This window comes from Desulfotignum balticum DSM 7044, assembly GCF_000421285.1.
Classification (GTDB): domain Bacteria; phylum Desulfobacterota; class Desulfobacteria; order Desulfobacterales; family Desulfobacteraceae; genus Desulfotignum; species Desulfotignum balticum.
Genome location: NZ_ATWO01000002.1, coordinates 146,004 through 158,129, shown reverse-complemented (window position 1 = coordinate 158,129; position 12,126 = coordinate 146,004). Strand labels below are relative to the sequence as shown.

General features: G+C 44.3%; 14 protein-coding genes and 1 pseudogene. 4 read left to right on the top strand and 11 right to left on the bottom strand.

From position 1 onward, the window contains the following. From K365_RS0124765 to tnpA, 3 genes are all read right to left on the bottom strand, one after another. On the bottom strand, positions 1-268 hold a 268-nt coding region (locus K365_RS0124765), incomplete at its 3' end, for an IS66 family transposase (RefSeq protein ID WP_024336766.1). 44 nt (positions 269-312) lie between these two features. Continuing rightward, the gene (gene tnpB / locus K365_RS0124760) at positions 313-660 is read right to left on the bottom strand and encodes an IS66 family insertion sequence element accessory protein TnpB (protein ID WP_024336765.1); all 348 of its coding nucleotides are present in this window, start codon (positions 658-660) and stop codon (positions 313-315) included. Further along, entirely contained in the window at positions 660-983 is a 324-nt protein-coding gene (gene tnpA, locus K365_RS0124755) for an IS66 family insertion sequence element accessory protein TnpA (RefSeq protein ID WP_024336764.1), read from the bottom strand. Before tnpA ends, tnpB begins: the two co-directional genes overlap by 1 nt. 57 nt (positions 984-1,040) lie before the next feature. On the opposite strand from tnpA, the gene K365_RS0124750 reads away from it, so the two are divergent. Then, positions 1,041-1,253 (top strand): ATP-binding protein, encoded by a 213-nt coding sequence (locus tag K365_RS0124750; RefSeq protein WP_245569309.1) that lies wholly within the window; start codon positions 1,041-1,043, stop codon positions 1,251-1,253. A gap of 785 nt (positions 1,254-2,038) precedes the next feature. Here the strand turns inward: K365_RS0124750 and K365_RS0124735 are convergent. Then, positions 2,039-3,076 (bottom strand): annotated as a pseudogene (locus K365_RS0124735) (IS91 family transposase); the annotation flags it as partial. A gap of 181 nt (positions 3,077-3,257) precedes the next feature. Here K365_RS0124735 and istA point away from each other — a divergent pair. The 3 genes from istA (at position 3,258) to K365_RS0124720 (ending at position 5,600) form a co-directional block, all read left to right on the top strand. Further along, complete coding sequence (gene istA, locus K365_RS0124730) at positions 3,258-4,514, top strand: IS21 family transposase (RefSeq protein WP_024333570.1); 1,257 nt, start codon at positions 3,258-3,260, stop codon at positions 4,512-4,514. Continuing rightward, the gene (istB, locus tag K365_RS0124725) at positions 4,511-5,254 is read left to right on the top strand and encodes an IS21-like element helper ATPase IstB (protein WP_029724919.1); all 744 of its coding nucleotides are present in this window, start codon (positions 4,511-4,513) and stop codon (positions 5,252-5,254) included. Before istA ends, istB begins: the two co-directional genes overlap by 4 nt. Before the next feature lie 133 nt (positions 5,255-5,387). Beyond that, entirely contained in the window at positions 5,388-5,600 is a 213-nt protein-coding gene (locus K365_RS0124720) for a hypothetical protein (protein WP_024333569.1), read from the top strand. Here K365_RS0124720 and K365_RS28185 read toward each other — a convergent pair. The 7 genes from K365_RS28185 to K365_RS0124695 form a co-directional block, all read right to left on the bottom strand. Continuing rightward, positions 5,561-5,797: a hypothetical protein gene (locus K365_RS28185; protein WP_156887813.1), complete on the bottom strand. Its 237-nt coding sequence runs from the start codon at positions 5,795-5,797 to the stop codon at positions 5,561-5,563. The genes K365_RS0124720 and K365_RS28185 overlap by 40 nt on opposite strands. Further along, positions 5,794-5,985: a tyrosine-type recombinase/integrase gene (locus K365_RS29560; RefSeq protein ID WP_006963417.1), complete on the bottom strand. Its 192-nt coding sequence runs from the start codon at positions 5,983-5,985 to the stop codon at positions 5,794-5,796. Before K365_RS29560 ends, K365_RS28185 begins: the two co-directional genes overlap by 4 nt. 14 nt (positions 5,986-5,999) lie before the next feature. Beyond that, positions 6,000-6,656, bottom strand: a complete 657-nt coding sequence (locus K365_RS26210; RefSeq protein ID WP_051147957.1) for a site-specific integrase — start codon at positions 6,654-6,656, stop codon at positions 6,000-6,002. A 249-nt stretch (positions 6,657-6,905) separates the two neighbouring features. Then, a complete protein-coding gene (locus K365_RS0124710; RefSeq protein ID WP_024336761.1) occupies positions 6,906-7,631 on the bottom strand; it encodes a M48 family metallopeptidase in 726 nt (241 codons plus the stop codon). Next, positions 7,631-10,849 carry a type I restriction endonuclease subunit R gene (locus tag K365_RS0124705; RefSeq protein ID WP_024336760.1) on the bottom strand — a complete coding sequence of 1,073 codons (3,219 nt, stop codon included), beginning with the start codon at positions 10,847-10,849 and terminating at the stop codon, positions 7,631-7,633. The genes K365_RS0124710 and K365_RS0124705 overlap by 1 nt, the downstream gene beginning before the upstream one ends. Beyond that, entirely contained in the window at positions 10,846-11,589 is a 744-nt protein-coding gene (locus K365_RS0124700) for a Fic family protein (protein ID WP_029725786.1), read from the bottom strand. The genes K365_RS0124705 and K365_RS0124700 overlap by 4 nt, the downstream gene beginning before the upstream one ends. Then, a complete protein-coding gene (locus K365_RS0124695) occupies positions 11,567-12,124 on the bottom strand; it encodes a virulence RhuM family protein (protein WP_084490104.1) in 558 nt (185 codons plus the stop codon). Before K365_RS0124695 ends, K365_RS0124700 begins: the two co-directional genes overlap by 23 nt. Positions 12,125-12,126: the final 2 nt, after the last annotated feature.

Genomic DNA, 12,126 nt, shown 5'->3' with positions numbered 1-12,126 from the left:
GTTCCTTAATGGTAACATCTTCCGGCTCTTCCTGGATGGGGAGATCCGGTTCAGGCATATCAAACAGGGGAAGCTGTCCGTCCGGTTTGTGGATTTTCTCTGTTTTACGGCCGAACAGTCTGTCTTGAAGACTTTTTATCTGTTCATTGAGGATTTTGATTTCAGACTGGTAATTACGCTCTTTCTGGTCGAATTCTCCGACCAGAAAAAACAGGTTTTCCTTTAATTCATCAATATCGTTTATGTCTGAAATCTTCTCGATGTTCATGTGCTGAATATAGCACAACCACGCGGGTTTTCATAGTTTTTTCTCTAAAAAATCATGGAATATTTCAACGGTTTGTGGGCCTGCTGAATGTTCAATCCCGCCACCAGCCAGGACAATTCTTTTTCCCCGATATTCATGACCTCTTTGTGGGTGCCGGGCCATTTAAACCGGTCTTTTTCAAGCCGTTTCTGCCAGATGCAGAATCCATTCCGGTCCCAATACAGGATCTTCAAAATGGTTCTGCTCCGGTTGCAGAAAACAAACAGATGGCCTGAGAAAATATCCAGCTTCATCTGTTCACTGGCGATAATGGAAAGGCCGTTGATGGATTTTCGCATGTCCGTTGCACCCAGGGCCAGATAGATCTTTACTTCTGATGGAACGGTTATCATTACGACTCCTGCAATGTGACCAGGACCCGTTTCAATGTGTCTGCCGAAAAATCGTCCGGAATTTCAATCTGGCAACCCCGGGGCAGATTGAGCTTTAAAACATATGGGCCGGGGTTTATGGGTTGTGATGCCACCTGGACGAACTTGACCGGCAGGTTTCTGGATTTAAACCGGGCTTTCCAATACCCGAAGCGATGATAAACCAGATTGTGCTGCCGGCAATATTCTTTCTGGGAAAGTCCGGACTTTTCCCATTTATCCAGGTGGGTCTTCCAGAACTTGCGGAGTTTCTCCAGTTTTTCTTGTCTTGTTTCTGTTCCCATGATGCCTCCATTTTGAATTTTGGCGACATCATACTCCGGTGGGCGGGGCTGCGGAAGATGGGGTTTAATTACCGCTTACGATCAAACCTGTTTTTCCAGGTCATCAGCGGCCGGCATGGGAAAAGGTCCACCATCATAACGACCAACCTGCCGTTTGCCCGCTGGGGAGACATCTTTGACGGAACCACTGTTGCCACAGCGATTGCCGACCGCCTCGTTTACAACTCTGAGATCCTTATCATGGAGGGAGACAGTTATCGAAAAAAATGATCATTGGCACAAACAAAAATTTAGTCAGGACTTGGCTCAGGTCTGAACACCCGGCCTTTTGAATCTGGTTTTTACCGGACACGGACTGGTGTGCCCGTGATAAGGGGTGGCTGGTTTTTAAACGGTGATTTTGGCTGGTTTTTATCCCGCTGTTTCCAGTTGCCCGCATATCCGCGATTGGTGGCCATTTCAGTACTATTACAAACCAAAAGTATCAGAAATGCAAAATTTTGCATTTCCAACACTCCTCAAATGATACATACCGGTATCTCGCACAGACAAAGGAATTCACTGAAAATGAACAATCTGACATGCCCGACATATTCACCTGCGAATCTGTACCTGAGCCATCTGCCAATAGAGACTGCATCTCCAAATTTTGCTGCCGGCACAGAAAAGCATAGTCCATCATTTTCACTTCCACGGTCCAGGTCTTTCACTGTATAGATCTCATGAAATGAACCCGGACTTTTAGAAGAGCGTTTTATCGATTGTTGCCCACAAAATTAAAACAGTCTGATTAGCTGTTTGCAACAAATCGATAAAATGTAAGAACTGAATGTCAGATATGTGCCGAAGCGGCTATGGGGATTGTATGGCTTTCCTTTGGATAGGTTGTTGTCCGGGTATTCATTTCAACAGTAAAAAAATATGATCTCTCAAGACCATATTGAGTTCCTTACCAGGTCTTTTTTTCAGTATTTCTGACAAAAATCTCCTTTTGACATACGGGTCCGATATCGTCTGTGCAGCGATTTCATCTTTAACATCAATTTCAGATTGAGTCATGTAGAATCGAGAAGCTGATTCGGCAGTTCCTTGATAATCGTCATTCTCCCCTTTTTACAATTGGGGCAGCATAACAGATCCTGGCCTGTCAGTCTTTGCATCATCTCCAGATAAGTCTCTTCTACTTTCTGCGGCAAATTGGCATCAGGATCAATCAATTGTCGGATTATTTTAACGGCCAGTTTTTTATTCCGATGTGATAAAAAACCAAAATATCGGATTTTCATAAAATTATGCGGAAGCACATGAAGCAAGAATCTACGGATAAATTCATGGGCAGAGACTGTCATACTTTTTATCGTATCATTATCCATTCTGTCTTTGTATTCAAAACTGACCTGTTCATTATCTATGGTTTTTATCCGGTTGTTTGATATGGCCACACGATGCGTATAACGTCCAAGATACTCAAGAACCTGTTCAGGACCGGCAAAAGGTCGTTTGGCATAGGTGATCCATTTGACCTTAAAAAGGGAACGAATAAAAATGTTGAACTCCCTTTCACAGCGGTATTTTGCCAGTCTGCCTGGTAACGACAGCTCATTATTAAAATATTTTTTTTCAAGCAGTCCAAGATATCTTTTTTTAAACTCTTTGGACAAAGACTGAACCCTGAACAAATACGATTTATTGGATGTTACCCAAAGCTTCTTGTCAAATGAAAGAGCCCCACCGGCGACAAGGCAGTGGATATGGAAATGATCGGTAAGTTTTTGCGACCAGGTATGAAGGACGCAGATGAACCCGAGTTGACCATGGATTTTCCATTGCGGATCACGGGCAAATGTTTGCAATGTTTGGCTCACAGCCGCAAACAGGTTGTTCAGCATGATTTTGGGATTGATCAATATAATGGCGTTCAGTTCATGAGGAACGGTGAAGACCATATGAAAATAATTGCAGGGCAGCAGATCTGCCTTCCGTTCATTGAGCCATTTTTCCTTGACCATAGTCTGGCATTTTGGGCAATGCCTGTCTCTACAAGAATTATAGGATATTCGTTCAAAGCCGCACTGGTCACATTGTTCGAAATGTCCGCCTGTCGATGGTCATGTTAAATTGAGCCAAAAATGGTCATTTGAAACTGAGCCACTAGGGAATTGAACAAGGGGGATCTTTTTTCAATCCCCCTTGTTCAACTTCCCGAGTAAATGCATATGTTGCTGCATTTACCCGGGACAATCGTGGAGAGTTTATGAAAAAAAGGAGACCATTTTGGACATACTGGATCTGCACAGGTTCGGCTTGACCCAGCGGGCCATAGCCCGGCGCCTGGGCATAAGCCGTAACACCGTCAAAAAATACCTTGAAGCCCCGGAAAGCTGCTTGAAAAATCCAAAGCCATATCATCGCACGAGCATTCTTGATCCTTATCACGGTACCATCACAGCTTGGCTTGATGAAGACGAATATTACACCGCCACCTGGATTTATGACCGCCTTGTCAACCAAGGCTATGCCGGCAGTTATGAAACAGTGAAGCGAAAGGTCGGTAAACTCAAGAAACAAAAACAGAAAATTGCCTACATGCGATTTGAGACAGAACCCGGTCACCAGGCCCAGGTGGATTTCGGAGAATTTCAGGTTGAACTTCCCGATGGCAGTGTCAGAAAGCTGTACCTGTTTTCAATGATTCTGGGATATTCCCGGAGAATCTATACAGAGTTGATCGAACGATGCGACATGCCAAGCTTTCTAGACTGCCATATACACGCCTTTGAGTACTTCGTCGGCGTCCCGGATCAGATACTCTATGATCGCATGAAAAATGTGTATATCGCCAAGCTGGCTGGAAAGGACAAATTTAACTCTACCCTGATAGGATTTGCCGTTCATTACGGATTCGTTCCCAAAGTAGCCCCTGCTTATGCTGCTTGGGTTAAAGGGAAGGTTGAACGTCCTTATACCTTCATCCGGGAAGGGTTCTGGCGAGGATACGGTTTTGTCAACTTAATCAGGGCCAACAAAGACCTCTGGTCTTGGATTTTAAAAAAGGATGAACGGATCCATGGCACCACCCATGAAAAAGTCAGCGCCCGGTTTAAGCGGGAGCAGCCACATTTAAATGCACTGCCTCCGCAGCCGTTTGATACCTCATATCGTATTTACCGGCAGGTGTATAAAGACTGCACTGTCCACTTTCATGGAAACCGCTATGTCGTCCCCCACACCCTGGTAGGAGAACAGGTCATCCTTCGCTCGAAAGATGGACAGCTACGCATTTTTCAAAATAGTTGGCTGGTAGTTACCTATGACATCCCATCAACAAAGGGAAATCTGGTCCAGAAGAAGAGATTCTACGAAGCCTTAAAAAAAGACATGGACATGAATCGGCGCAAATATCACCATGCCCAGAAAAGTAAGGGACGGGCAAAGCAGACGATCAGTCCCCAGAAACCCCAATATGACATGGATGTTGAGGTCCGTTCCATCTCTGCATATGAAGAAATACTGCAGGAGGTGTTTGCATGAGTAATACCCTTGTAATGGATCGCATTGAATCCAACCTCACCCGATTAAAGCTCCCCCGGATTTATGAAGTTTTAGGCGGCCTTGCCAAGACGGCCGAGGAACAGGGAAAAAGCTATCTGTCTTTTCTCGATGAACTGCTCGAAGAGGAAGTGGCGGCAAAAGAGCAGCGCCGCATCGAAACTGCACTAAAAATATCAGGACTACCGTATATCAAAAGCATAGATGAGTTTGACTTCGCCTTCCAACCCGGCCTGGATAAACAGAAAATCATGGGACTTTTTGACTTAAGTTTTATCCGTGAGAAAGGCAATGTAATTTTCCTTGGCCCTCCCGGTGTGGGAAAGACGCATCTTGCGGTATCCCTTGCGCTGAAAGCGTGTCAGTCCGGCATGAGTATCTATTTTACCAACATGGAGGATCTGATTATCAAGCTGCGAAAGGATCACGAAGCTGGAAAGCCGGGTAAGGGCCGTGGGTACTATAAATCCTCCCTGGTCGTTGTGGATGAAGTGGGTTACACACCTATCACACGGGAAGAGTGCAATTTGTTCTTTCGTTTTATTGCTAACCGGTACGAGAAGAGCAGCACCATTATCACGTCAAATAAGGCATTCGGAGACTGGACAGAACTGTTCCATGACCCGATCATCGTGACTGCCATCCTCGATCGACTGCTTCACCACAGCGCCGTCATTAATATTAAGGGTAACAGTTACAGACTGAAAGGCAAAAAAGCATGAATGCGGGCAGTAAGGAAGGGGCTAAAGTCACATCGAATATGGCCCTGTATTTTTGTAAAACGGGGCACAATTATCTAAAATGCCCTAATATCGGTAATCTTCAGCGATCGTCTTACCATTAGGAGGTGTGCATATGGTAGAAAACCGTGGAGGATACAGGGGAAAACCAAAGCCAAAACTACCACCACACTTGAAACGGGTTCATGTCAATGCCCGTATACAAAAGTGGATGCTTGATGAACTCAAAAAGAGAGGTGAAGTCGGAATAATGCTGGAATATATATTGATCGACGCCGGTTTTAAATATCATGATCCCATAACAAAAAAAGGCAAAGGAGATTTATAAAATGAATCGGTGTGGCTCATTTTTGATGACCATAAATGGCTCAATTTCTCGTGACCCTTGACACCGCCTAACTGTGCTGTTCGACAAACAGAGATATGATTCATAACTTTAAGCTTTTGATAAGAAAGGATATTTTGTTTTTGATAATCCTTGCCATAAAGACGAAAAACATCTGCAACTTCAAATGATTTTTTCATTTTTGCCCCTCCTGATCCTCATACATGGCATCAAGAGGGCTTTTAAATTCTGTGATCCTTTGCTTTACCAAATGAAGATAAATGATAGTGGTTTTTATGGAGGAATGCCCAAGAAGTTGTTTGAGGGTAAAAAGATCTGTTCCCTGTGAAAGAAGATGTGTTGCAAAGCTATGCCGAAGGGTATGCATCCCTCGGCCTCGTTCTATACCGGCTTTTTTTTTGCAATAAGAAAAGCTTCTCTGGCACCTGAAAAACCGATATGGTTTTCCTTATTTTGACCTGGAAAAATCCATTTGCCGGGTTTATATTCTTGCCAATATAGCCTGAGTTCATCAAGCAGATACTTTGATAAAACAGTATAACGATCTTTTTTGCCTTTGCCCTGTTCTATTCTGATCATCATTCTTGAAGGATCGCTTTCAATATGTATGGGCTTTAGTTTAACAGCTTCGCTAATCCTGAGACCGGCGCTGTATACAGTTTTGAGCAAAACTCTGTGTTTGAGATTAGCCGCACATTCAAACAGTCTTTTTACTTCTTCTACACTTAATATATTGGGAAGTTTTTTGATTCTTGGAGATGGGGGGAGTTTAAAATCAGTCTCATCCCATTGAAGAATATTTTTATAAAAACATGAAATTCCAGACATATGAACATTGCAGGTACCCCCTGTTAATTTGCGCTCTCCAATGAGATAGAGCAAGTAATTTTGAATATCCCCATTAGTAAGTTTGTCTGGAGATTTGTTATGATATTTTGCAAGTTTTTCAACAGCAGACATATAATTTTTTATGGTGTAATGTGAAAAACGATGAAGAATCATATGATTCATAAATTGAGTTCTAAGACTTTTAGCCATTTTGAAACCTCCTTGATAGAAATTAATAAACTCGGCAGAATGCCGCAGGAGTTATTGTAAATCTATTTGGATAAAATGGAAAATGTTGATTGAATTTTAGCTGTTGGGGAGTGCAACTTCCGCGAAGCGGTTCAGTTCTTAATAATAGTCCGGGGTTTTGGAATCAGCATTTGGGAAATTTCGTTTTTGATATAGTCCTCAGTGAAAGCGCTATAGATATTGGTCTAAAAGATAATTGAAACGTTAAATTTATGACATGCCAACCTCGAGTTTGTGTTTTATCTTTTCCCAGCCCGGGATAACAGAGTCGAGGAGCTTATAAAACTCTGGGCTATGATCATGATATTTCAGGTGACACAGCTCATGCGTAACAACATAGTCAATGCATTCTTTAGGCGCTCTGATCAGGTCTGTATTGAGGGTTACTGTCCCCTTGTCTGAAAGGCTGCCCCATCTTTTTTGCATTCGCTTGATGGATAGTTTTGGCTGATCAATGCCGAGTCCATTATATTTCTGCCAGCAGCGATCCATGCTTTCTGCAAATTGAAGTTGTGCCTTTTCCGAATACCATTGGTTCAATAGCTTCTTGACAACATTTGGAGTCGGTTCGTTCCGGCAAGTGATATGAAAAAAGCCACGAGACAATTTCGCTGAGTTTTCAGTGCTTTCAGCTAATTTCAAGCGGTATTGCTTTCCAAGGTACAAGTGGGTCTCACCGTTAACGTAACAGCGATCAGGCGTCTTTGGATTAAACTGCTTGAAATAATTCAGTGCCTTAAGAATCCAGCGAGCCCGTTTTATTATTTTCTTTTCTATCAATGTGATATCGGACTGCACGGGTGCTTTAACGATAACTGTGCTGTCAGGATGCACAGCAATTTCCATCGTTTTTCTGTCACAGTACAACAGACTGAAATCGATGGACTTCCGGCCGTAAATAACCGAGTGTTTGTTGTTATGGATTAATGCCTCCATTATCTATAGCTCCTGTGCTTTGCTACCTGCAGGACCTTTTCGATGATGTCATCCATCTGATCAAGCGACAGTTCGATCCCTCTTTCCCTCTTGAGCTCATCATAGAGGTAATCGTCAATTTCATTAACCGCCTGTTTCTGAGCGTCCTCATCATCCCAGAAGTGAACCTTCTTGTGTTTTTCCAATATGCCATGAATAGCAATTGCCGTATCAGCCGCAGCTGATTCAAGGTCTTCTTCACCTAATTCGCCAGTTTGCTTAGAATAGGCTTCAAGGAAAGGCTTAAGCACCCCGAAATAGGCCATGGCATCTTCATTCCCTGAAAGCTTATCCGGTATATCATCATGCACTTTGCCGACAACCTTGTTGCGGATATCCACGACTTTGTTCAGATAATCCAGATCAGATATCCTCTTAGCCCTGTAATCTTCAATCGCCTGCTGGATCAGTTTTGAGAACTTCTCGTAAAACGCAGGGTCTTCATCCATCTTTTCGGTGATAACTTTCTTCGTGGCGTGTGCAATCGTATCGGCCTTTGAAGCCGTTGTTTTCTTTGTTTGGTAGACGCCTTGCTCCTCCTTAACCTGATTGAACATTTTGTCGTCAAAGATATTGACCGGCTCATTCAGCTGAACAACTTCATTGGCTTGAATGTGTGTATCCAGCAGTTTTTTGATTTTTGGCTCATAATCCCGGTAATCAATTGCCTCTGCATACCGGAGCTTGACAGACGCCTTGAGTGACTGGAATTTTCGAAGATCTGCCTTGTATCTGGACAAAGTTTTCTCATCGGTTTCGGTTAAAAATTTTTCGGAAGAGAGTGCGATGCCGAGGGTTTTCCCGAACTCCGAAAGGCGGCTGTAAAACTCTTCCCGGAGCTCATCATCGGCAAGCAGCACTTCATAGGCTTCTTCATCGTAGGAATGCTTAACCGTTTTGAATAGATCCCAAAGATCGGAATACCGGGTGGGCAGTTTTTCGATCTCGCTGTTAATGGATGTCAAAGTGCCGACCAGATCGGATTCATCGAACCCTTCAAATGCGCTGTACATGGTAAGTGCTTTGTCCAGCTCACCGAGGACGCTTGCATAGTCGACGATAAAACCGAATTCCTTACCCTCATGAAGACGGTTGACCCGGGCAATTGCCTGAAGCAGCGTGTGCTCCCTCAAGACCCTGCACAAATAAAGAACCGCGTTTCGCGGAGCGTCAAAACCTGTGAGCAGCTTATCAACGACAATAAGGATTTCAGGTTCGCTACCGTGTTTAAACTGGTTGATGAGCTGCTTGGTGTATTCTTCTTCACTGCCATAGCGCTTCATCATCTTTTGCCAGAATTTTACGACATCGTCTGTTGTTTCATCATCGGTCTCTTCATAGCCTTCACGCATATCCGGTGGTGAGATAACGACCTCGGAACTGACAATACCAATCTCATTCAGATACGCATTATACTTGAGCGCAGAAACTTTATTCGGGGCCACCAGCTGTGCCTTGAATCCGGTTCCCTGCCAGCCCGCGCGGAAGTGTTCACTGATGTCAAAGGCTCTCATGTAGATGACCTGATCGGCCTTGTTCAGCATTTCTGCTCGCGCATATTTACGTTTCAGGTCCGCCTGCTGCTCCTTGGTTAAGCCCTGTGTGTGGCGTTCAAACCACAGATCAACAGCTTCTCTGTTTTGCGTCATCTCCACATGCCGCCCCTCATACAGAAGCGGAACCACCGCGCCATCTTCAACGGCCTGTGTGATGGAATAATGGGGCTCCACCAGTTCACCGAATTTGGTGAAGTTGTTCTTTTCCTTCTTCAAAAGCGGCGTGCCGGTAAATCCCAAATAACAGGCATGGGGAAACATCTGTCTCATCCGGGCGGAAAATGACCCGAACTGGGTACGGTGGCTCTCATCCACCAGAATGAAAATATCGGGCGATTCATCCTGATATTTCTTTACCGCGTATGCCTTGTCGAACTTATGAATGAGGGTTGTAATAATCCCTGATTTTTTTTCAGCGACCAGTTCCAACAGGTTTCTGCCTGATGTTGCCCGGTTTGCTTCAAGACCACAGGCTGCAAAGGTGTTCCCAAGCTGCTTGTCGAGGTCGTCACGGTCTGTCACAAGAACAATTCGCGGATTCAAAATTTCGGGATCTAAGGCCAGGTTACGGGCCAGCATCACCATAGTCAGGGATTTTCCAGAACCCTGAGTGTGCCAGATCACACCGCCTTTACGTGAATTGGTGCTATCAAAATGCTTAACCCGGTTCAGGGTAGACTTGATGACGAAATACTGCTGATAACGTGCAATTTTTTTGGTGCCACCATCAAACACTGTAAACTTCCAAGCCAGCTCCAAAAGCCTTTCCGGACGGCACAGCGAAACCAACGCCTCATCCTGAGTCGTTGGTATTCGCTCATGGTTCAATGAACAATTTTCAATGTTCAATGATTTGCAAATTTTGTCTTCAGCATCATCCGGCAAAGGTTTGTTCACCAAGCCATTGATCATTGATCTCTGAACATTGGAAAATGATTCTTTCCATACTCCCCAGAATTTTGCAGCGGTTCCCGTTGTTGCGTACATGGCGCTGTTTTTATTCAGAGCCAGCACCATCTGGCAGTAGATGAAGAGTTTCGGGATATAGTCATCATTCTGATTTCTGATCGATTGCGAAACAGCCTGTTCCACCTCAACCTGCGGCGCTTTACATTCAATCACACAAAACGGAATACCATTGACGAAGAGAACAATATCAGGCCGGGCGGTTTCCGTTGACCGTGAACGTTCAACACTGTATTCGACTGTTACGTGAAACTTGTTGCGGCCGGTGCTGTTGTTAGCTTTGGGCCAGTCGATATAGTTCATATTGAAGCTTTTCGAATCACCCTCTATGGTCTGCTCCATGGCAGTACCAAGGGTAATCAGATCGTAAATGGCCTCGTTGGTCTTCAATAACCCATCATATTTCATGTTTTTCAGCTTCTGGATAGCCGACTGCACATTCTCCTCGCTGAACAGATACTCACTGCCTTTGTAACGAATGCGGTTTATCTCTTTGAGCTGGTTGCGCAGAATCGTTTCCAATAACACATTGGATGTTCTGTTCTGCCTTTCGCGGAGTGCTTCCGCCGGTGTCAAAAATTCAAATCCCAGGCCAATCAAAAGCTGCAAAGCAGGGATTTGAGAAAGATACTTTTCATTAATCTGAAAGGGTTTCATGGGGTTACCCCCAATGCATGCCAGTAGGGTCTGAATCCCGATTCCGCAATATTCGCCATAAGTATCAAAAACGGCTCATAATCATTTTTCGAATGGGCTGTATCCAGAGTCTCGTAATATTCCAACCGCTTTTCCACCGGGAGAACAACCGGCGGGAACCCACTTTTCATCAATTCCAGATTCATCAGCAGCCGTGATGTTCTGCCATTGCCGTCCACAAAAGGGTGGATTTTCACAAAGTCGGCATGAACACGGGCCGCCCGTTCTATTGGATGGAGCGATGCCCCCTCAGTTTGATACCAGTTGATAAAACGTTGCATGTCACTTTCTACATGCAGGGCATCGGGCGGCACATGATCGGCACCCGAGATGATGACATTTGTTTTTCTATAAACACCCGCATTCTTGTCATCAATATTTTTCAGGATCAATTGGTGAATCGATTTAATCTGCCATTCAGACAGAGGCTCATTTTTATTGACCAGATCTTCAACGAAAAAAATGGCTTCCCTGTGGTTGATCGCTTCAAAGTGCTCTTGCATGGTTTTCCCGCCAATGGTGATCCCTTCCAGAGCGACCTTGGTTTCTTTCAGTGTCAGCGTATTTCCTTCGATAGCGTTTGAATGATAGGTCCAGCGAAGCACCAGATCCTCATGAAGATTGGAGACAATCTCCGGCGGCAATGGACGGAAGGAATCCAGTTTCTGTTTTAGTGAATCAAGCGTATTGAAATTTATCATTTTTAGAATCTCCTGTTTTTAACCACGAATGCACACCAATGGACACGAATACTTCAAAATAATCAAAAGGCAGATCCGGGTTTTTCAGCCGCTCATCATCAAGCAAAAACCCCTTCTTAATAAACTCTGTCAGTTGCTTCGTCGCCCAGATACGAAAGCGGGTCGCCACATGACTTTTAACCCGATAGCCGACAGAAATGATCATGTCCAGATTATAGAAGTCGACCATTCGGGCAACCTGTCGTTTTCCCTCCATTCGAACTATCCGGAATTTCCGGATAGTTGCCTCTGGAATCAGCTCTCCTTCTTCATAAATATTCTGAATATGCTCACTTATGGTTCGAACATCCTTCTGGAAAAGCTCCGCCATTAACCCCTGAGAAAGCCAGACCGACTCATCCTCAAACCGAACATCCAGTTTCAATTTGCCGTCTTCAGCCTGATAAACCAGAAACTGACCCTTGGCGGCTTCGCCACTGGCAAGTGCTGAATTATGAGTGCCCTGTGCTGATTTGTTTTTTAATTCATCCTTCATAT